The following is a 20,240-nucleotide window of genomic DNA, read 5'->3' on the forward strand; positions in this document are numbered from 1 at the left end:
TCGAGATGTTATTTTCAAGACTGCGGCACGCCGCCTTCCGGGTCGAGCCTGTAGCCGCCGCCTTCCGTAATCAGAAGACAGGCGTTGGAGGGGTCCGGCTCGATCTTCTGACGCAACCGGTAGATGTGCGTTTCGAGCGTGTGCGTCGTCACCGCCGCATTGTAGCCCCAGACCTCGTTCAGCAGCACCTGGCGCGGCACCGGCCGGGTGCCGGCGCGATACAGGAACTTCAGAATCGCGGCTTCTTTCTCGGTAAGGCGGACGCGACGGTTGCGCGCAGCTTCCTGAAGCAGCTTGGCCGATGGGCGGAACGTGTAGGGACCGACCGTGAAGACAGCATCTTCGCTGTTCTCGAAAATACGCAGCTGGGCCCGCAGTCGCGCCAGTAACTCCGCGATGCGAAAGGGCTTGGCCACATAATCGTTGGCGCCGGCGTCGAGGCCACGCACCACATCGGCCTCATCATCCGAACCGGTCAGGATGATAATCGGCATCCGCACGCCTTCGCGCCGCAATTCCACGCAGAAATCGCGCCCGTCGCCGTCCGGCAGCGTGACGTCCAGAATCACGGCGTCAAATCGTGACTCCGGCTTTCGTAGCGCAGCCCACGCTTCGGCCACAGAAGCCGCCTCTACAGGCTGGAACTCGCCCTCGACCTGCAGCTGTTCGACAAGCATCTGTCGGAGCGTCTGGTCATCGTCGACAATTAAAACAGGACGTGCACCCGACATCGTCACCTCACCATCTCTGTGGGGGGCTCACTAGCCCTCCACCACCGCCGCGACAATATCCGGTCGCGTTTTTTCGGCGTCGTCGCCAGTTCCGCCATCCTCGGCAAAGAGAACGGAGGGGCCATGCGCGGCGCCATCTATTCCGCTATAGACCACCGATCCGGCGACGGGAAAAGGCGCCGACGGCGAAACGGACCATCCTGTCGATTTTCGTCGCAATGACAGCAAACCTCCGAGGCATAGTCTGATGATACATGCGACCCTCATGCCTGAAAGCGGTAGCGACGCACGACTGCATTGCGCCGACAGGGTTTATCGCGCCGTGATCGGGGCCGCCGGAGTGAGCGCCAGCAAGGAAGAGGGCGATCACGCCACCCCGACAGGAACGCTCGCGCTCAGACGCGTTCTCTACCGCGCGGACCGCGTGAAACGCCCGGAAGTGGGCGGATTGCCGCTCGAACCGATCGCGCAGTCCGATGGATGGTGCGACGACGTGACGCACGCCGACTACAACACGCAGGTGGCGTTGCCTCACCCGGCTCGTCACGAGGAATTGTGGAGAGAGGACCATCTGTACGACATCGTCGTGGTCCTTGGTCACAACGACGCGCCCATCGTCCCGGGACGCGGGTCTGCGATCTTCATGCATCTGCAATCACCGGACGGAAAACCCACGGAAGGCTGCATTGCGCTGACTGAAGCCGATCTCCGGGCCGTGCTGGCGTCAGGCGTCGCCGCGATAGACGTTTCGAAACCGCAATCCTGATCGACCGCCTCTCGGGGAGCACAAGCCCGATCGCTCAAATTGGAGAACCCAGGCCCGCGAAACGCTGGCCCCGTTCGATGCGCTGGCTCGACGGCCTGAACCCCGGCTTTACATAAAGTCGCAGTGGCACAGCATTGTGCGGAGGCCCAGACGTCATACGACCATATTGAGCCGATTTACCTCCCGGCATCATCGACACCCCACCGCATACTGACGCCCACATTCGCGAAGACGTCAGAAGCGCGCCCATGAGTCGTCATGAGCGCATGCAGATCCGAACCTTACTTTCGCCGAAACACATTTATACGGCCGGGGCGTTGCTTCCGGCGATCTCAATCGCTTTTACCGGTTGAGCACCCGCCACCGCCGCATCTGGCTCACTCGGCGGCACGAGCGAAATCACGACATCCCCCGCCGAGGGCGGCGTCCCTGCAGAATCTTCAGCAGAGTGGATCGAAATCCCGGCGCCCGGCCGAAGCGTGATGAAATCCAGACGATCGCCCCTTGTGTGCAGGAAGGCGTCGAGCGTCGCCATCGTCACCTCAAGCGCCTGAAACCGCCACCCCTCCTGATGCAATGTCTCCAGCAGGGTGAAATTCCACTCCGGCAGCCCGAACACCTTGCCGCGGGCATCCCGGCTCAGCCCACGATACTCGTCGAGCCGCGCGACGCCCGGACTGACCTGATAAACGCGCGCACGGCCGAAATGCGGCGCAAGGTGTGCGCAAACCATGCCATTATAAATCGCATCAGGCGTCGTCGCGATCAGGTAGTCCGCGGGTCGCTCCTCCAGACTCTCGGCCCCAGCCTCGGAAAGCATCTCCGCGCGGAGAACGGGCACCCCCGCCCGCCGGGCAGGAATCAGAGGACGGGCCGCAGTATCCACCAGCGTCACCGGCGTACCGGCGCGGAACACCGCCTGCGCCAGATCCCGCGACCACGGATTGGCCCCCACAATGGCCAGCGCAGGAACGTCAGACAGCGTCAGCTTCAGCCGCCGCGCCAGAGGACGCAGCGAGAACCCATGCAGCAACATGGTGCTGCCGATCACGGCGAATACAGCCGGCATGACCAGTTGCGCGGACTCGAACCCCGCCTCGCTGAGACGTATGCCCGCGACGCCCGCGACGGCGGCGGCGACGATGCCGCGTGGCGCGATCCAGCCTACGAAAACGCGCTCACGCCAGCTCAGCGCGCTGCCAAGCGTGGCCAAATAGATGCCCAGCGGGCGTACGACGAAAATCACCGCGCATGTCAGCGCGAGAATCGACCAGGACAGGTGCTGCAACACAGCGCGCTGCAAATCGGCGGTCAGCAGGATGAACAGCAACGACACAATCAGAACGACGAGGCTCTCCTTCATGCGCTGCAATTCGCCCAACCCCGGCACCCGCATGTTGGCGAGCGCCATGCCGAACACCGTCGAAGCCATCAGCCCCGCGCCGTCCATGAACAACGTGCCCAGCGCGTAGACCGCCATAGCCAGCGTCAGCAGCAAAGGCATCTTCAGCGGCTCGGGCATCAGATCATGGATAAAGAGCTGCTTGACGCCCCACCCCCCGGCGACCCCCAGCCCAATCGCCACAGCGGAGCTGACGACCAGATGCGGCAAAAGCGCGGTAAAAAACGCGCTCGAACCCTCATTCGGCTTCATCAGCAGGATTTCCAGAACCAATGTCGCGAGAATCGCACCCACCGGATCGTTCACAATAGCTTCCCAGCGCAGGAAAGCCGCGACACGCGGACGCAGCTTCGCATGACGCAGAAGCGGCAGCACCACGGTCGGCCCCGTAACGACGACGATCGCGCCGAAAAGGCAGGCGGGCCCCCATGACAGCCCGCCGACGTAGTGCGCCGCCAGAGCCCCCAGCCCCCAGTTGATCGGCAGCGCCACAAGCGTCAGTCGCAGCACGCCCTCGCCCGCGCTCTGCCACTGTCGGAAGTCGAGCGCGAGACCGCCTTCGAACACGATCAGCGCCACGGCGAGCGAGACCAGAACGTGAAACAGCGGCCCGATCAGGTCGGACGGGTGCAGAAGCTCAAGGCCAGGGCCGAGCAGCAACCCGAGAGAAAACAGCAGGACGATCGCAGGCAGCTTGAACCACCACGCCACCCACTGCGCCAACATTCCGCCACAAAACACAAAGAAAATCAGAACGATAGCATCTTCGTTCATCGGCGACGCACGCGAAATTCGGCCGTCATGGCATCTCCGGTCATTGAAATACGATCCTGCAAACGCAGCAGCCTGCAATTTCGTTTTGAAAAAAGCCCGCCACAGGCGGTCAGCCCCATGGCCCCCACGCCCCGCCTCCTTCGTCCCCGAAGCCGCGTCGCGCCGGTATTGGAAGGCAGCCTGAGGCGCAGTCTGGGCGGCCGCCCAGGCCCGGCGCCGAACTCTCCTAGTTGTCCCCGATTACATATGGGGGTCCGTGATTCCAGCGGCAACGCCTCCGGATGAAATGACCTCGGAAAAACGTCGCAGAGGGGACGCCCGCCGTACGTACGTCCAGGCCGGCCAAAGACGCTGCAGCCTCTTTCACGATCCAAAAAATTCGCCAGGTTAACCCGCAAAACGAAGCCTCCGGACTGCCGCTCCCCCTGGATTCACACTATCCATGCCTTGGCGGAGCCCTGCTCATCCAAGTCCAGCGGCCCGTGGCGAGGTCGATTACTCGCCCCAATTCACGCTCCCGCACGTCTGGCCTAGCCGCTACGACTCCATATTCTTCCTTGAGCCGTTGCTCTCGGGCCAGGCGATCCCGGCCCGCCGAACGCCATCGCGCGTAATGCCGGAGCAGATCCGACGCCGCACTCCCTGCGCCATGAAATCTCCGTCAACCTCCGCGACGCGGGTAGGAGAAACGCGGGAACCACGTTATTCGGAACGACGCCGAATATAAAAGCGGCCTCAACCACTACCCTCTGACGCGCCGCACGGGACGCGCGCAACCGCGCCCCGACGCCCGCATGTCAAAACGCCAACCGGACGAACAGGACTGGAGAAGACCTCATGTCGACCATCGACGTCGTAGCCATCGTCAAGGCCAAACCGGGCAAGGTGGAGGAAGTCATTGCGGCGATCACGCCGTGCGTCGCCCTGTCCCGCGAGGAAGAGGCGAATCACGCCTACACCCCCCATCGTGACCTCGACGACCCGGAGACGATCGTGTTCATCGAGCGTTGGGCCAGCCGCGACGCTTTCAACGCGCATCTGGAGACCGAGCACTTCAAGACGATGGCGGACAAGCTTGGGGACCTGCTCGCCCAGCCCATCGCGATCCATCTTCTCAAGCCGATCTGACCCGATGAACGCTCCTCCCGGAAACGGACAGGCGACCGGGCAGGAGTTCGGAACAGACACCCTGGCGCGGCTCAGCGCCGCGCTGTTCCTGTCATACATGGCCGTGGCGCTATCGCTGCCGGTGATCCCCGTCTTCGTCACGGGATTGCCGGGCTTCGGCAACATGTTCGCCGGGCTCGCCGTCGGGATCGCGTTTCTTTCGACGATCCTGACCCGCAACTACGCAGGCGGCGTCGCCGATCGGCTCGGCGGCCATGTCTGCAAACGGCGCGGCCTGATTCTCTATATCGTTGCAAGCGCGCTTTGCGCAGCCGCGGCGCTTCCCACGCTGCCTCCTTCCCTCGCCTATGCGGTGCTCATCGCCGGACGCCTGCTGCTCGGCCTTGGGGAGAGCCTGACCATCGTCGGAATGCTCGGCTGGGGCATCGGCCTTATGGGCCAGCCGCGCGCGGGGAAGGTCATGGCGTGGACCGGCGCTGCGATGTACGGCGCCTTCGCCATAGGCGCACCAGTCGGCCTCGCCCTGTTTCATCATTTTGGCTTTGGCGGCGTCATGGCCGTCGGTGCGGCAACTCCGGCGCTGGGGCTGCTGCTCGTGCTCGGCGTGGCGCCCGCGCCCATCGCCGCCGGACGGCGCGAGTCATTCTGGCGCGTGCTCGGACGCATCTCCGGGCAGGGCGCTGCGGTTGGCCTGCAAGGCGTCGGGTTCGCAGGCCTCGGCGCGTTCATGACGCTGTATTTCCTGCACCGTCACTGGCCCTACCCCGCATTGGGCCTGAGCCTGTTCGGCGGCGCCTTCGTGCTGACCCGCGTGTTCTGCGGCCACCTGCCCGACAGGATCGGCGGCTACCGTGTGGCCGTCGCCTCCCTCGCCGTGGAAGCCTGCGGCCAGTGGCTGCTCTGGACCGCGCCGAACCCATGGTTCGCATTCGCGGGCGCGCTGCTGACCGGGGCCGGATGTTCGATGGCCTTCCCGTCTCTGGGCGTAGAGGTCGTGAAGGTGATCCCGCCACAACTGCGCGGGGCGGCGCTAGGCGGCTTCGCCGCGTTTCAGGACCTCGCCTACGGCGCCACCGGCCCGATCGCCGGTCTTCTTGCCGACCATACGGGTTATGGGTCCGTTTTTCTGCTCGGCGCGCTCTGCGCCAGTGCCGGGTGTGCGCATACGGTCGTGTTGCTGAGGCGCAGCCGGAGCGAGGAGGTGATGGGCTGAGGCCTTTTCCGCAGATTTTCTTGCTCTGGCAGTTACCGCTGTGGGGTCCGCAGATTGGCGCAATCAAATGCAGTTCTATTATTCTTTAAAGTGGGCGATTACGCCGCACGCTGGTGTGGCCGGTTTCGCCTCTCATATCGGTCATTCAAATACCCAAATAATTTTCCGTTTGCAGACATCAAGTCTCGTCAAGCATGCCCTGAAACGCATTTGGTGTTGTCTGCTACTTTACTACGTAGCCACTGATAACGGGGGTCGCTCTCGGTACGGCAGTGCCAGGCGAGAATTTTGTTAAAGCCAGGCACAGTCAGGGGACTGGGTGGACTGAACAGCACAAGATCCTCACGTCCATGCAGCAATCTGCGGGGCGCCATCGTGATCAAGTCCGTCTTCTGAAGAATATCCGGAAGCGCAAGAAAATTTGGCACGGACAGGGCAACATGACGCTTGCGTCCAAGGGATTCGAGCTGTCTGTCTGTCGCGCCGCAGAACTGTCCGCCTTCATACGAGACGATGATGTGGCCGGCGGTGCAATATTGGTCCAGCGTCATGTGCATGCCTGCAGTCGGATGGTTCTTCCGCGCCGCGCAGATATACTCTTCATGAAAAAGCTGCGATGATAGCAGATCAGGCGGGCAGGTCTCGGGTGTGACCAGCGCAATGTCGATCTGACCTTTTTCCAATTGCTCCTGAAGTCGGTCATCATCAAGCGGGTGAACCGCAAGTGTGATTCCTGGCGCCTCTTGCCGCAATCTGGCGATGAACGGCAGCAGGACAACTTGGAGCGCATAGTCGGTTGCGGCGATCGAAACCGTAAATGACGCCGAAATCGGGTCGAAAGCGTCTGGCTGACAGAGTGTTCCGATCTCGCACAGAATGCGCTTGAGCGGCGCGACAAGATCAAGCGCGCGTGTCGTGGGCGTCATGCCGCGCTGTGTCCTGACCAGCAGAGGATCGTCAAAATTCTCACGCAGGCGGGTCAGCATGTTGCTGACCGCAGGCTGCGTTACGCCAAGCCGTTCGGCCGCCCGCGTCACACTGCCTTCTTCAAGCAGCAAATCGAGGGCACGGAGCAGATTGAAATCCAGAGTTTTGATATCACCCATATTTATGGGATCCATATTTTGTGATTATTGGATTTATTCTGAACGCAATGCCATCCTGACGCAAATCATGATTTCTACGGGGAAAATTGCCATGCCTAACTGTCGGCTCAGGGTAATGATGGTCGGGACCTCTCACAATGACTGACTATGTGGTTCCTGATCATTATCGGGCATGGTGCTGGGAGCAGGGAACATCTGCCCTGGGTCTCGTGCTGAAGACTGTATCCCGCCCTGTGCTTCAGCCCGATGAAGTGCTGGTGCGCAACCATGTTGCCGGACTGAACCCGGTTGACTGGAAGGCCCTCGGTGCGCGTCTGGCGCCGTGGGAGCCGGGATGGGTGCCCGGTGTCGATGGCGCTGGCGTCGTGGCGGCGGTCGGGCAGGATGTCGGAGTCGAGTGGCTGGGACGGCGCGTGGCGTATCATCAGAGCCTGATGCGCCCTGGCAGTTTCGCCGAGTATACGCCTGTCCGCCTTCGAGCCGTCAGCGGCCTGCCCCCAACGCTGGATTTCGAGACGGCGGCCAGTATGCCCTGTCCTGCGCTGACGGCGTGGCTGGCGCTTACCAAACTGCCGAGCCGAGCGGATGCGACACTGCTGATCGCTGGCGCGGGCGGCGGTGTAGGGCATTATCTCGTCCAGCTTGCCGTGGGGCGGGGGTTTGCCGTGACGGCGATGTGCAATCAGCGGCACTGGGCACGGCTACGGGCCATGGGCGTGCAGGACTGCGTTGCCGGGCCTCTGAAAACCGGCGAGGCACTACACGATGCCCTGAAAAACCGTTTCCACGCGGTGATCGATTGCGTGGGCGCGGACCATGCGGCGGCTTTGGCCCCGGCACTGAAGGCAAACGGGCATATCGTGTGCATTCAGAACCGACTGCCGGAGTGGCCTGATCCGCCATTCACCCGGTGTATTTCAGTCCATGAAGTCGCTCTTGGAGCGCTTCATCAGTATGGCGACGATGCTGACTGGCACGATCTCATGACGGTCGGGCATCGACTCCTGACCCGTCTGGCAGAGCGGGCACTCGTTCCTGAAGAGACCATTATTCGCGATTTCAGGGATCTACCTGCGGTTTTGAATAACCTTGAACATCGCCAATTTTTCGGGAAGGCGCTGATCCGCGTCACCTGTGTTGAGGAAGAGTGATATGAATCCAGCGCTTTTTACGACCTTCGCCCTCAAAGACGCACACCTGCGCAATCGCATCGCAGTTCCACCGATGTGCCAGTATGTTGCGGTCGACGGATTCACAACCGATTGGCACAGGGCCCATTATGCAGGCCTTGCCCGCGGCGGTTCCGGCCTTGTCATCGTGGAAGCGACGGGCGTTTCGCCCGAGGGACGGATCACGCCCGGATGCACCGGGTTATGGGATGACCGGCATATCGCGGGCATGGCGACCGTTGCGCGTGAAATCAAGGCCGCTGGCGCCGTCGCAGGGATTCAGCTTGCCCACGCGGGCCGAAAGGCGAGTGCCAACCGTCCGTGGGAGGGCGACGATCATATTGCCGAGGGCGATCCGCGAGGATGGGAGACGATTTCACCGTCCGCCATCGCCTATGGCGCCAATCTGCCTCAGGCGCCACGGGAAATGACGCATGAGGACATCGCGCGGGTGCAGGCGAATTTTGTCGCTGCGGCACGCCGTGCCGTGGAGGCCGGGTTTGAATGGCTGGAACTGCATTTCGCTCATGGCTATCTCGCGCAGAGCTTTTTCTCGGTCCATGCCAACCATCGTACTGACGAGTATGGCGGCGATCTGGCAGGACGAAGCCGCTTTCTGCTGGAAACGCTTCGTGCGGTTCGCAAGGTCTGGCCGGAGACTTTTCCCCTGACCGCCCGCTTCGGGGTCATTGAATTCGATGGGCGGGATGAAGAAACGCTTGAGGAAGCCATCACCCTGACGCGTCAATTCAAGGCCGAAGGGCTGGATATGCTCAATGTCAGTGTCGGTTTCTCGACGCCGGCAGCACAGATTCCGTGGGGTCCGGCATTTCTGGCACCCATCGCCGAGCGGGTCCATCGTGAGACGGGCCTGCCTGTGGCGTCGTCCTGGGGGATCGATACGCCGCTGCTGGCAAATGGTGTCGTGGAGAAGAAACAGATGGATCTGGTGATGGTGGGACGGGCGCAGCTTGCCAATCCGCACTGGCCCTACGCGACGGCATTGAAGCTTGGCCTAGAGCGGCCCTCCTGGGTTCTGCCGCCTTCCTATGCACATTGGCTTGAGCGTTACCGCCCGGCCTCTTCAGAGTAATTACAACCCAAGTATTCACATGAGTTATGATTAATATCATAACTCATGATTGGGCTTTATCAGCAGGATCGATTATCCAGTGAGCCTGTTTTTCAGCACAGGGCAAGAATAGTTATGGCGAACGAAATTTTTTGGCCGCAGGGCTATGCTCCAGGTTTTGCGGATAATTTCGTCTCAAATGAAGTGATCGTAGCAGGCCTTACGGCTGCTGAAATCTGGCCGTTGTTGAGCAACCCAGCACAGTGGCCGACATACTACGCCAATTCTGCCAATCCTCGTCTTTATGATGACAAGGGGCACGAGCTTGCGCAGGGGCGCCGGTTCTACTTCGAAACGTTTGGGTTTCCGGTTGAGGCCGAAGTTACGGAATACGTAGCACCTGTGTCCGGTCAACCGGGGCGGATCGCATGGCATGGATGGTCAGGTGAAGAAAAGTCTTTGAACAGGCTCGATGTTCATCATGCCTGGTTAATTGAGGACCTGTCCGAAGGGCGCGTCAGAATTCTTACACAAGAAACCCAGAATGGTGAACCGGCGAAAGAATTGGCGACTACGCGTCCCAATCCAATGCTCAATGGTCATCAGGAATGGCTCGATGGACTGGTGTCAGCGGCTCGAAGTTCATTGGTAACGACATCACTCAAACCATGAACATTGGTTTTAACGGAACTGTCATTGAACAGAATGTCCATACTCTGCCGCTCATGCTCAGAAGCGGACATTCTGCTTTCCCCCAAGGCGGCCCCTCACCATCCGCACGCACGGGGCGACACCTCCGCCCCTACCGCGTAAGGTCAGGTCATGACCTCTCGAACCCGGCGCCGCCGTGAAGGGAAAAGCCCCATGCCCCGCCAATCCGCCGGTTTCGGCCGCCGCTCCCTGCTGGCCAAAGCCGCCGCCGCGCCTGCGCTTCCCATCGCCCTCACCTCTGTGAAAGCGGCGAACGCGGCCCCCGGCGTCAATCCGGACGCACAGGGGGTGGCAGTGGCGCAGGACATGCTGCCAGCGGGGCAGATGGAGGTGATCGCAGCATTGCCTGACCCGGGGCCGTCCGGCATCGCCGTCACGCCCGACGGGCGCGTCTTCATCAGCCTGCCGCGTCATGCGCAGGATCATGACCAGCCGACGCTGAACGAACTGCGCGACGGGCGTCTGACGGCGTTTCCCGATGCCGAGGCGACACGCCCGAGCGCCCTGCCGCCCGAAGAAAAGCTGATCTCGCTCCATGGCCTGACCACCGACACGCGCGGGCGTCTGTGGGGCATTGATGACGGCAAGATCGCGGGCAAACCGCTGCAACCTGGCGCCGCGAAAGTGGTCGGCTTTGACCCAGCTTCCGGCCGACGTATCGCCAGTCTCGTTCTCAAATCGCCTGTGCTGCTTCCCGACAGCCATATGAACGACCTGCGGGTCGATCTGACGCATGGCGCGCAGGGCGTCGTCTATGTCGCGGACTCGTCGTTCGGAACGTCGCCCGCGCTCGTCGTGATCGACATCGCGACGGGGCGGCAACGGCGCGTTCTGTCGGGCCATCCTTCGATTGTCGCGGAGAAGGGTTTCGTCGCCGTGCTGGAGGGCAAGCCGCGCCGGTATCAGGAGCAGCATGCGCAGTTTCCGACCGGCGGGGTCGACAGTATTACGCTGAGCACGGACAGCGCGACGCTCTACTACTCCCCCCTGACCAGCCGCCGCCTTTACAGCCTGCCGACTGCGCTTCTGGCGAACTTCGACGCGACGGAGGAGCAGCTTGCCGCAGCCGTGGTCGATCTGGGCGAGAAGGTGATGACGGACGGTCTGGCCACGGATCCCTGGAACCGCATTTATCTGACCGCCGGAGAGCACGACGCTATCATGCGTCGCAACGTCGACGGCTCCATCGACGTGATCGCCCGCGACCGGCGCATTGTCTGGCCAGATGGAATCTTCGCCACGGACCGGCATGTTTACTGTGTTCTGGGGCAGTGGAACCGCCTGCCCGCGATGAACGGCGGGCATAACCTGCGCCAGCCGCCCTATCTTATTGTCCGTTGCCCCATTACGCCGCCAGTCGGGTAGCCTCGCTCCTTCAAACGGTATCGTCCAGGCGCATAAGCATACTCACAACGATACCGTTATGAATATTTCGATTGCACCGGAGCGGAACGAAATTTTCTCAGGCACGCAATAACCTTGCGACATAGTTTAGCTGATAATGGAAACCCCAAAACGAGCAACGCGAAAGCCATTGATGAGCTTGCGCGAACAGACGTAGTCTGGCCTGCGATTACGAAGAAGCAGCAACGACCGGAAACGTTCCTTCCGCCTGACGCGCCTTGCGGGCGGGCGTGAATTTCCACCAGTCGAGAGCTTCCCCGGTTTGCGCCTGATGGATTGCTGCGGCGAACACGTCATGGACGCAGGGGTCGTGCCGTTGCCCGGTCTGGCGGCATAGCGCGACATATAACGTGTCTGCGTCTTTCGATTTCAGATCGTCGACCGTTTCGATCCCCAGAACGCGAAAATCGGCAAGGGCAGCCTTGCCGATATTACGAAGCCGTCCGAGCGACTGCGCTTCCTGCATTGAACGCCCCCTTTCAGCCACCCGGCGGCTACGCCGTTTTCGGCTCGAATGACGAGTGTTCTCCTGCGCAACGCATGAAAGCAAGTCCGCCCCCGACGTTACTCCTCGCCGGGGGCGCGCCGATCAGAAGAAGCCCAGCTTGCTCTCGCTATAACTGACGAGCATGTTCTTCGTCTGCTGGTAATGATCGAGAACCATCTTGTGGGTTTCACGACCGATGCCAGATTCCTTGTAGCCGCCGAACGCTGCGTGCGCCGGATAGGCGTGGTAGCAGTTCACCCAGACGCGGCCCGCCTGAATGCCACGCCCCATGCGGTAGCAGGTGTTGGCGTTGCGCGACCACACGCCGGAGCCGAGGCCATAGGGGGTGTCATTGGCGATGGCCAGAGCCTCGGCCTCGTCGCGGAACGTCGTCACGGCGAGGACAGGCCCGAAGATTTCCTCCTGAAATATCCTCATGCTGTTGTCGCCCGCGAACACGGTCGGCTCGACATAGAACCCGTCATTGAACGCCTTGCCCAGATCCGGCCGGGAACCACCGGTCAGAAGACGCGCGCCCTCGCTCTTGCCAACGTCGATGTAGCCGAGGATCTTGTCCTCCTGCATTTTCGAGTTCTGCGCACCCATCATCGTCATCGGGTCGAGCGGGTCGCCCTGACGGATCGCCTTCACGCGCTCCAGCGCGCGTTCGATGAAGCGGTCGTAAATCGACTCATGCACCAGCGCGCGGCTCGGACAGGTGCAGACCTGCCCCTGATTCAGCGCGAACATCGCGAAACCTTCAAGCGCCTTGTCGAGATATCCGTCATCTTCGTTCATGATGTCGGCGAAGAAGATATTCGGCGACTTGCCGCCAAGCTCCAACGTGGCCGGAATCAGGTTTTCCGCCGCCGCGTGTGCTACGCCGCGCCCGGTGGCCGTAGAGCCTGTGAACGCGATCTTGGCGATGCGCTTGCTCGAAGACAGCGCCGCGCCGACTTCACGTCCCACACCGTTGACGATGTTAAGCACGCCCGGCGGAAACAGGTCGCCGATGATTTCCATCAGCACAAGGATGCTCGCGGGCGTCGTCTCGGCCGGTTTCATGACGACGCAGTTTCCGGCGGCGAGAGCCGGCGCCAGTTTCCATGCGCCCATCAGGATCGGGAAGTTCCACGGAATGATCTGCCCGACCACGCCTAATGGTTCGTGGAAATGATACGCGACCGTGGTTTCGTCGATCTGGCTGATGCCGCCTTCCTGCGCGCGCAGACATCCGGCGAAATAACGGAAATGGTCGATCGCGAGAGGAATGTCGGCGGCCATCGTTTCGCGAACCGGCTTGCCATTGTCCCAGGATTCCGCAACCGCGATGCGTTGCAGTTCGGCCTCCATGCGGTCCGCCGCCTTGAGAAGGATGGTGGAGCGATCCCCATGGGACGTGCGCGCCCAGCCTTCCTTCGCCTTGTGCGCAGCGTCGAGCGCAAGCTCGATATCCGCCGCGCGGGAGTCAGGAACCTCACACAACACCTGACCGTTCACAGGCGAGATGTTCTTCATATACTGGCCGCCAACAGGGGCGACCCATTCTCCGCCGATATAATTCTCGTAACGGGACTTGAAGGGCGGTTTGGACAGGGAGGCCTGCTGCGACATGATGTTCATGAACGGTCTCTCTTTTATAATTATGTGTCTTCGAGGTCCCCGGCGACATGTGCAGTCAGCCCCCGGCAGAGGACTGGCACTGTAAAAAATGGAATACTGTAATGCACGTCACGTTCTGGCGCCTCACGCAAACATGTGCGTACGCGCCCGAATGGCGATCTATCGCAAAGCCTCAGCGATAAACCTGAAGGCGTCGCCTTCTGCAAAATCGGCTCCTGCCAGAATCACGGTCACGCCGGCATCGGCCGCCTGCATTTGAAGCTCGACCACGTCGATCGCCTCAGACGCCAGAACAAGATCAATCCCTGCCAGAGCGCTCACAGCCGCATCCGGCTTCACGTCATTCCAGAACAACACGAGAGGAGCGCCGCTTGCGCCCCTCAGCGTAGCGAGGACGTCCACCGCAGCGGCTTCCGGCCCAACCAGTATAGCCGCCACGTCCCGGCCTCGACGCTCCAGCCAGTCGTCCAGACGTTCGCCATCGTCAGCGCGCGGCATGCGGCCATGCGCCGTATCGTCAATATAAAACACATACCCGCGCCCCGCCTCACCTGCGAGACGTCGGCCCAAAGTCGAACCCGCCCTGTCGATCACGACAGCCACGAACGCAGGCTCCGTAACCACACCTCTCGCCATCGAAGCTGTCGCCCCGGCGTCTGGCCCGGATTCGTCGATCGGCTGCGGAACATCGCTGAGCAGGGAGCGGCGAACGTATCGGATCGCCTCAACGTCGCGGCGCTGCACGACATGCCCCCCGGATTCTCGCATATGCGACGACAGAGCGTCCCTCCACTCAGTCAGCGAACGCCCGGCGAGATCGCCGACATGATCGAGCGCCGCGTCGAGACATGCGTCTACTCCACCGCCGGTCGTCGCCACGGAGCGACGCACGACGAAGCACCCGCCATCAAGCAACGCAGCCTTGCTGGTTCCCTCGTATTGTCCGGAGACCCCCGCACCCGACGAAGCCTCCTCCGAAATCGGCGCTCCCGCTGCCTCGACAATCCCGGGGGCGACCAGCACGACGCGCTCGTCCTGCACAAATGACGTAGCCATAGCGTCGAGCGCACCCGATCCGAGCCAAAGGTTGCTTTCCGTCACAACCGCCAGATCGCCCATAGCCCATAACAATCCAAGCCTGACCGTGGGGGCCACACGAACCGGCAGGCTCGCCAACAGAGTCGTCACGATGGCGTTCTTTACGCCGACCACTATGACGTCAACATTCGCCTGAGCCGTCAGCGCGTAGATGCAGCGCCATAGCGCGTAAGGCGAAGAATTATCGACAATCACGGCGGAATACAGCGCGACTGTCGCTCCTAAGCCCTGAACGGGAGCGGGCGGCAACGCCGGGTCGTCCTCTCCGGCGCCTCGCGTAACTCGCGTAGACAGGAGATATCCGGTTAATGCGCCGATTTCGGTGAATTCCGGATGCTCGGCCAGGTAATTGCGGGGATCAAACAGCGGATGCGGCGCCAATCCGAGCCTCTCCCCGACCGTGACATAATGAATGAGCGGATTGATTTCGAGCGCCGCCGCAGCAAGATATTCGACGCGATACCAGCCGGGGAGGAAGCCGGGATTCGGCCGCACGTCGCCATTTCTGTCGAGAAAATCCTCCAACAGAGTCGAACCATGCAGTGGGCCGGGCAGCCCCCCCTCGCAATACAGCGCCCCCTCGAACAGGGGATGCGGATCGGGCGCAGCATAAGGCGCAGCACGCAGATAATGCGCCAGAGGATTGCTCTGGGCGCCGTATCCGTTCTCCTCGGCGATATTTCCTGCTGGGGAACGACTAAGAAGGCCCGCCAGATAATAAACCGAGTCAAACAGTGGATGCGGATCAATCCCTAGCTGACACCCCACACGGCAATAATGCTCGACAAGGTTCGCGTCGGGCGTCAGTTCAGCTCGGTCAGGCCGCGCGTCGCATTGGGCGCGATACCACTCCGCGTCGAACAACGACGATCTGGAAATCAGCGCCACATCGTCGTCAAATTCGCCCCTGGGCGTGAGGGCAGGCGATGCGGGCGGCGGGGTCTCCGGCGCCGATTCCACTGCGGCCTCATGCATCACAGGCTGCTGCGGTTCTGCATCCGGACCGGATTCACGTTCGCTGTGGAGAAATACAGGCGCTCGAGCCTCCAGACCGGAAGCATCTGATGAGGGCGTCTTCTCGACAGATCGCTCGGGCGAAGTAGCGGCCTGAGGGGAAGACAGCGGCACCGGGCCAGACGACTGGGCCTGGAGCCGCTCTGAAGGTAACGGCGTCCGGCGGCGCAGCATGCTTCCCACAACAGGAACCCGCCGCAACAATCTTGTCAGCGCGCTGGAAAAGTCAGGGGGTGGAACCGCGTTCGCTTCGTGGTCCGCACCTTTATTACCACGTTCCGGCACGTCATCATGCACGACCGCCATAACCGTGGCTCCGTCGCCACTGCCGGGCGGACGTTCGCGCGCAACGACCACGCCGTGCTGAGCCACGCCACCATGCTTGGCCGCTTCGTCCGCCGGACCCACGCACTCCTGCGGAATCACTTCGCTAGAGCGGCCTGCATCGTGAGATGCGTCCGCGCGACCGGATTCCACCGCATCTCCACATCCGACCTCATCATTGGTTACGCCAGCATCGGCGGACATACCGACATCGCCACACTTCACCACCTCGGACGAAGGATGCGCGCCACCACACGCGACTTCATCGCACACGCTTGAGCAGTCGTCGCCGTCAGCAAGATCGTCCGTATGTCCGTCGTCAAACACAGCTCCGTTGCGGCGCACCAGTGTGTCGTTCTCCAGAGGTGCGTGGTCGCCTACATCCGCGGCGACATGCGCCGTCACGCCGTTTTGCTGCGCTTCAGCCCCGGGCGCCGCCGAGCTCTCCCCAGCAGAAGCATCGGAAACTCCGTGACCGCCGCCCGCAGTGACGCCAACTTGCCGAAGAGAGTCGATATCCTCCTTCGCACGACGCAGTTGCGCCTCGAGCCGCACGATCAAGGCGGTCAGTCCACGAACGTGACTATCCTGTGCATGAATGCGTTCGATCAGCTCAGCAAAACGTCGCTCCAGAAACATCTCGGCAACCTCCTGATCAACAGGAGGAAAACGGTCGACGCCCGAAGCCTCGTGCGGGAAATCGGCGTGGCCGAAATCGGGCGCACTCACTGGCTCGCTCCCATTCAACCCGAACGCGCCCAACCGCGATCGCAACCGCTGGAAAGCGCCTCCTGACGTATGGTCGGCGTCATCAGTGGCTGTCATGGGGCCATGCCATCGATTTTTCCGACATCTGCTGCTTTAATGATGCGTACCTCCGTCGGATCAGTCCGCCAAGGAGAACACCCTGCCGACGCATGGCGTCCTATCGAGAACCTCTCCAGTTCTCCGCCCGGATGCAGAGTTCAACCTTCGACGTGCCGTGGGCATAGCGTGCGCTCGACGAGGCCACAAACGATATGCCCGGCTGTGATGTGCATCTGCTGGATAAGCGGCGTCCACGCCGAAGGAACAGCCACGGTCACGTCGCATGTCGCGCCAACGATTCCGGTTTCACCTGAGAACGCGGCCGTGATCACGCCAGCTTCTCGCGCCGCCTCGAAGGCGCGCAGGATATTTGGCGACTTCCCCGAAGTCGAAATCCCCAGAAATACGTCGCCCGGGCAACCCAGAGCCGAAACCTGTCGCGCGAACACCTCTGCAAAACCGTAGTCGTTGCTGATGGCCGTCAGGCTCGAACTGTCCGTGGTCAAAGCCACGGCGCTCAATGGACGGCGATCATACATCAAACGCCCGGTGAACTCCGCAGCGATGTGCTGAGCGTCCGCCGCACTGCCTCCATTCCCTGCGACCAGCAGTCGCCCACCCGCAGCCAGTGACGTGGAGACGCGCTCCGCAAGCTCGAGCATGGCCGCCTGAGCCGCCGCGTCCTCAGCGAACGCGGCCATCGTTTCGGCCGAACGTCGCAGATAATCGGCCATGAAGCCGCGATCCTCGACCTTGGGCTGGGCGGACGTAACGGAAAATTCGGCGGCCGCCGTCAGGTCTATGGAGATCATCGTACACGTTGTCCTCATCCCGACCTGCACTCGAACGTCCCGTCCGCCCGACCGTTGTCGGCCGCGCGGCTGAAACCCGTACGTTTGAACTTCAGAGCCAAACGTCCCGGAAAGCACCGGCATTGAGTCGCATTATAAACTTTCGGCGCACTGGGCAAGGATGCAGAGCAAGCACGCACTGCGTGGAAAAGAAAGCTCCACTGACTAGACAGGGCGCGATCACTACGCCTTGACGCCCAGCCCCGCCACCTCCCCCTCATCCGGACGGCCATATTGATCAGTCGGAGGCGTCAGCAGAATGTCCCGATCGGTTAGTTTCAGGTTGGGATTTATCGTCGCGTCCGAGGCGACGAGCGCGCTCCAGCGACCGATCAGCCGCGCCGTTTCCCTGAAGAAGCGCACCTGGCGCTCCGGCCTATGGTCCCTTCCCCGGGTTGCGCCATCTATGTGCGTCAGCACGGCGTGAGGCGTCCACACAACGCGCCTCCCCGTGGCGACGACGCGCAGGCAGAGGTCGACGTCGTTGCACGTCACGTGAAACTCTTCGTCCAGTCCGCCCAATTCCTCAAATAATGCGCGATGGATCAGCAGACAGGCTCCCGTCACCGCCAGCATGTCGCGTTGCCAGGCGATCTGACCGAGATATCCTCCCTCCCCGGGCGAAGCGGAACGCAGGATATGCGTCGCCCCGTCTGGCGTCAGCGCCATGCCGCCATGTTGTAGCGCCCCATCCGGATAGAGCAGACGCGCGCCGACGACGCCGACGCCCGGGCGAAGCGCCTGACGGACCAGTTCATCCAACCAGTCGCGACGCAGGATTTCTATATCGTCGTTGAGCAGCAGCAACAGCTGGCCGTTCGTTCCTCGAGCCGCCTCGTTGTTCAGCGCCGCCCAGTTGAAGGGAGTATCGATCCGTCGCACCATCACACGTGGATCGACAGCGAACTGCCGCAGTAGCTCCGCCGCCTCAGGTTCGACGCCGCCATTGTCGACGATGGTCACGTCAAAAGCCGGATAATCCGTCTCGTAAAGCAATCCGGAAAGACAACGTGCGAGCAGATCCGGGTTATCACGTGTCAGAATGACAATCGACACCGTCGGCCTGACTGTCGGCAACGGATAGAGAACGCGGGGCCACAGCATGCCGTGTGCGGCCGAAGCCGCGACGTCGAGAGAGGTCTCCGTCAACCTCAGGCCTGGCCGACAATCGGCGATATGGCGCGACACGACCGCCTGTTCCACTGGAACAGGCGCCTGAGGAGACACTCGAGCCGCCACCATCGGCGACGGTCCGGAAAATCCGCGCCCGCGATGAAACAACACGCGTGGCAAATGCACGATCCGGTCGGTCGTCGTCGCCTCCGCAACGCGCAACTTCACCGCAAGCTGAAACGCCCGCTCCCGCTCCTCCACACTCCACGGCCTAACGTCGTCGGCCTCCGCCACACTGACGCACGCACAAGCCGCATCCAGACCGCCACTCGCAATAATCCGCTCACGCGCCATGACGGCGAGTTGCCCAATCGTGTCGCCGCCCAGCAGTTGATCGTCACTCCATCCAGGCTTGAACCGCGCTCCCCATCGACGTCCGTGTGCGTCAATCCTGTCCTCGTCGGTATAAAGCAGGGCCGTTTCCGGCAATTCCGCCAAGACTTCGGCAATAAACTGCACAGCCGACGCCATCAGACGATCGCCGGGTTCGATGAAGGCGATAAACGGCGTCTCCGCTGCCTGAAAGGTAACTTGCCGAGCGTCGACGTCGGGCAACACCGGGAAAACCCGCACACGTGGATCTGTACGCGCCGCATCGAGCAGTCGCTCCACGGTACGAAAGTCGTCAACGCTCGCCGCGACGCATGCCGACCACCCCGAATGGGTCTGGGCCAGCAAGGAGACGAGCGTCTCTTCCAGAAGATCAAAACGCCAGGCTGGCACATTCAACAGAAAGGTGATCGACGGTTTTTGACCTGCGGCAAGCCGAACGTTTTTCAGGCCCGCTTCGCTATCATATCTCTCTGCCCACAAGGCGTAGGCGCGATCATCCTGCACTGGCGCGCCACGCGGATAAAGCCACTCGAACGGATCGAAACGCCCCATAATTTCCGGCGCAACGGCCACCTCCGCCAGCACCGAAGCTCGGCCCGACTGGCGGGCGAAGCGCATATATTCGAGCGCCGTGGCCTCGCGACCTAACGCGTCCAGAAACAACGCTCGCACGAATGGCACATCAGATTCGTGCTTGTCGCCGTATCGTTGGCGGAATTCGTCAGAACCGACGATCATGTCCGCCATACGTTCCACCGCTGTGACGTCCGCAAACGGCGCATCCAGGGTTTCCAGCACCGAAACGAAATGCTCCACCGCAGATCGTTCGGGCAAGCGCCCCAGGCCGGCGGCGAAGACCTGAACTACGGCGGCTGCCTTGTCCGCGTCACGACGTGAGTTCATTGCACGAAAGAAGCCCCATTCCTGACGATGGTCCAATACAAAATGGAAAACGGAAGGAGGAATCTCATGCTTCAAGAGGTGCCCGCAAAGCGTCCGGCGTGCAAGATTTCCCCCGGCTTCCGCCCCTCGAAACACAGTTTCCACATGCGCT

16 protein-coding genes are annotated in these 20,240 nt (G+C 61.8%); 7 read left to right on the forward strand and 9 right to left on the reverse strand.

What is annotated here, in order from left to right:
* Positions 1–14 precede the first annotated feature (14 nt).
* Together J2D73_RS04495 and J2D73_RS04500 are read right to left on the reverse strand one after the other, a co-directional pair.
* Positions 15–731, reverse strand: a complete 717-nt coding sequence (locus J2D73_RS04495; protein WP_026398222.1) for a response regulator transcription factor — start codon at positions 729–731, stop codon at positions 15–17.
* A 30-nt stretch (positions 732–761) separates the two neighbouring features.
* A complete protein-coding gene (locus J2D73_RS04500; RefSeq protein ID WP_026398223.1) occupies positions 762–950 on the reverse strand; it encodes a hypothetical protein in 189 nt (62 codons plus the stop codon).
* Positions 951–978: 28 nt separating this feature from the next.
* On the opposite strand from J2D73_RS04500, the gene J2D73_RS04505 reads away from it, so the two are divergent.
* Positions 979–1,497 carry a L,D-transpeptidase family protein gene (locus tag J2D73_RS04505; RefSeq protein WP_207879813.1) on the forward strand — a complete coding sequence of 173 codons (519 nt, stop codon included), beginning with the start codon at positions 979–981 and terminating at the stop codon, positions 1,495–1,497.
* A gap of 301 nt (positions 1,498–1,798) precedes the next feature.
* On the opposite strand, the gene J2D73_RS04510 is transcribed toward J2D73_RS04505, so the two are convergent.
* A complete protein-coding gene (locus J2D73_RS04510; RefSeq protein ID WP_207879815.1) occupies positions 1,799–3,673 on the reverse strand; it encodes a cation:proton antiporter in 1,875 nt (624 codons plus the stop codon).
* An 837-nt stretch (positions 3,674–4,510) separates the two neighbouring features.
* Between J2D73_RS04510 and J2D73_RS04515 the strand changes: the two genes are divergently transcribed.
* Positions 4,511–4,801 carry a putative quinol monooxygenase gene (locus J2D73_RS04515; protein WP_207879817.1) on the forward strand — a complete coding sequence of 97 codons (291 nt, stop codon included), beginning with the start codon at positions 4,511–4,513 and terminating at the stop codon, positions 4,799–4,801.
* Between the two features lie 4 nt (positions 4,802–4,805).
* Positions 4,806–6,014: an MFS transporter gene (locus tag J2D73_RS04520; protein WP_207879819.1), complete on the forward strand. Its 1,209-nt coding sequence runs from the start codon at positions 4,806–4,808 to the stop codon at positions 6,012–6,014.
* 188 nt (positions 6,015–6,202) lie between these two features.
* On the opposite strand, the gene J2D73_RS04525 is transcribed toward J2D73_RS04520, so the two are convergent.
* Entirely contained in the window at positions 6,203–7,120 is a 918-nt protein-coding gene (locus J2D73_RS04525; protein ID WP_207879824.1) for a LysR family transcriptional regulator, read from the reverse strand.
* Between the two features lie 137 nt (positions 7,121–7,257).
* Between J2D73_RS04525 and J2D73_RS04530 the strand changes: the two genes are divergently transcribed.
* The 4 genes from J2D73_RS04530 to J2D73_RS04545 all read left to right on the forward strand — a co-directional run bounded on the left by J2D73_RS04530 (position 7,258) and on the right by J2D73_RS04545 (position 11,437).
* On the forward strand, positions 7,258–8,271 hold the full coding sequence (locus J2D73_RS04530) for an alcohol dehydrogenase catalytic domain-containing protein (protein WP_207879826.1): 1,014 nt from the start codon (positions 7,258–7,260) through the stop codon (positions 8,269–8,271).
* 1 nt (position 8,272) lies between these two features.
* Positions 8,273–9,382 (forward strand): NADH:flavin oxidoreductase/NADH oxidase, encoded by a 1,110-nt coding sequence (locus J2D73_RS04535; protein ID WP_207879828.1) that lies wholly within the window; start codon positions 8,273–8,275, stop codon positions 9,380–9,382.
* Positions 9,383–9,496: 114 nt separating this feature from the next.
* Positions 9,497–10,033, forward strand: a complete 537-nt coding sequence (locus J2D73_RS04540) for an SRPBCC domain-containing protein (protein ID WP_207879830.1) — start codon at positions 9,497–9,499, stop codon at positions 10,031–10,033.
* 192 nt (positions 10,034–10,225) lie between these two features.
* Positions 10,226–11,437: an L-dopachrome tautomerase-related protein gene (locus J2D73_RS04545; protein ID WP_207879832.1), complete on the forward strand. Its 1,212-nt coding sequence runs from the start codon at positions 10,226–10,228 to the stop codon at positions 11,435–11,437.
* Positions 11,438–11,645: 208 nt separating this feature from the next.
* On the opposite strand, the gene J2D73_RS04550 is transcribed toward J2D73_RS04545, so the two are convergent.
* The 5 genes from J2D73_RS04550 to J2D73_RS04570 form a co-directional block, all read right to left on the reverse strand.
* The gene (locus tag J2D73_RS04550) at positions 11,646–11,942 is read right to left on the reverse strand and encodes a helix-hairpin-helix domain-containing protein (RefSeq protein WP_207879834.1); all 297 of its coding nucleotides are present in this window, start codon (positions 11,940–11,942) and stop codon (positions 11,646–11,648) included.
* 123 nt (positions 11,943–12,065) lie between these two features.
* The gene (gene exaC / locus J2D73_RS04555) at positions 12,066–13,577 is read right to left on the reverse strand and encodes an acetaldehyde dehydrogenase ExaC (protein WP_279380893.1); all 1,512 of its coding nucleotides are present in this window, start codon (positions 13,575–13,577) and stop codon (positions 12,066–12,068) included.
* A 168-nt stretch (positions 13,578–13,745) separates the two neighbouring features.
* Positions 13,746–16,847 (reverse strand): hypothetical protein, encoded by a 3,102-nt coding sequence (locus tag J2D73_RS04560; RefSeq protein ID WP_207879838.1) that lies wholly within the window; start codon positions 16,845–16,847, stop codon positions 13,746–13,748.
* Positions 16,848–16,987: 140 nt separating this feature from the next.
* Positions 16,988–17,641 carry a D-sedoheptulose 7-phosphate isomerase gene (locus J2D73_RS04565; protein WP_456304357.1) on the reverse strand — a complete coding sequence of 218 codons (654 nt, stop codon included), beginning with the start codon at positions 17,639–17,641 and terminating at the stop codon, positions 16,988–16,990.
* A gap of 222 nt (positions 17,642–17,863) precedes the next feature.
* A complete protein-coding gene (locus J2D73_RS04570) occupies positions 17,864–20,089 on the reverse strand; it encodes a glycosyltransferase (RefSeq protein ID WP_207879840.1) in 2,226 nt (741 codons plus the stop codon).
* Positions 20,090–20,240: the final 151 nt, after the last annotated feature.

The sequence above is a fragment of the Acetobacter sacchari genome (assembly GCF_017377715.1).
GTDB lineage: Bacteria > Pseudomonadota > Alphaproteobacteria > Acetobacterales > Acetobacteraceae > Acetobacter > Acetobacter sacchari.

Excerpts from the sequence above, each read along its gene's own strand:
- J2D73_RS04495 (WP_026398222.1), bottom strand. The coding sequence starts at position 731 with ATGTCGGGTGCACGTCCTGTTTTAATTGTCGACGATGACCAGACGCTC.
- J2D73_RS04505 (WP_207879813.1), top strand. The coding sequence starts at position 979 with ATGATACATGCGACCCTCATGCCTGAAAGCGGTAGCGACGCACGACTG.
- J2D73_RS04545 (WP_207879832.1), top strand. The coding sequence starts at position 10,226 with ATGCCCCGCCAATCCGCCGGTTTCGGCCGCCGCTCCCTGCTGGCCAAA.
- J2D73_RS04515 (WP_207879817.1), top strand. The coding sequence starts at position 4,511 with ATGTCGACCATCGACGTCGTAGCCATCGTCAAGGCCAAACCGGGCAAG.
- J2D73_RS04540 (WP_207879830.1), top strand. The coding sequence starts at position 9,497 with ATGGCGAACGAAATTTTTTGGCCGCAGGGCTATGCTCCAGGTTTTGCG.
- J2D73_RS04510 (WP_207879815.1), bottom strand. The coding sequence starts at position 3,673 with ATGAACGAAGATGCTATCGTTCTGATTTTCTTTGTGTTTTGTGGCGGA.
- J2D73_RS04530 (WP_207879826.1), top strand. The coding sequence starts at position 7,258 with ATGACTGACTATGTGGTTCCTGATCATTATCGGGCATGGTGCTGGGAG.
- J2D73_RS04560 (WP_207879838.1), bottom strand. The coding sequence starts at position 16,847 with ATGACAGCCACTGATGACGCCGACCATACGTCAGGAGGCGCTTTCCAG.
- J2D73_RS04535 (WP_207879828.1), top strand. The coding sequence starts at position 8,273 with ATGAATCCAGCGCTTTTTACGACCTTCGCCCTCAAAGACGCACACCTG.
- J2D73_RS04570 (WP_207879840.1), bottom strand. The coding sequence starts at position 20,089 with ATGAACTCACGTCGTGACGCGGACAAGGCAGCCGCCGTAGTTCAGGTC.
- J2D73_RS04565 (WP_456304357.1), bottom strand. The coding sequence starts at position 17,641 with ATGATCTCCATAGACCTGACGGCGGCCGCCGAATTTTCCGTTACGTCC.
- J2D73_RS04550 (WP_207879834.1), bottom strand. The coding sequence starts at position 11,942 with ATGCAGGAAGCGCAGTCGCTCGGACGGCTTCGTAATATCGGCAAGGCT.
- J2D73_RS04525 (WP_207879824.1), bottom strand. The coding sequence starts at position 7,120 with ATGGGTGATATCAAAACTCTGGATTTCAATCTGCTCCGTGCCCTCGAT.
- exaC (WP_279380893.1), bottom strand. The coding sequence starts at position 13,577 with ATGTCGCAGCAGGCCTCCCTGTCCAAACCGCCCTTCAAGTCCCGTTAC.
- J2D73_RS04520 (WP_207879819.1), top strand. The coding sequence starts at position 4,806 with ATGAACGCTCCTCCCGGAAACGGACAGGCGACCGGGCAGGAGTTCGGA.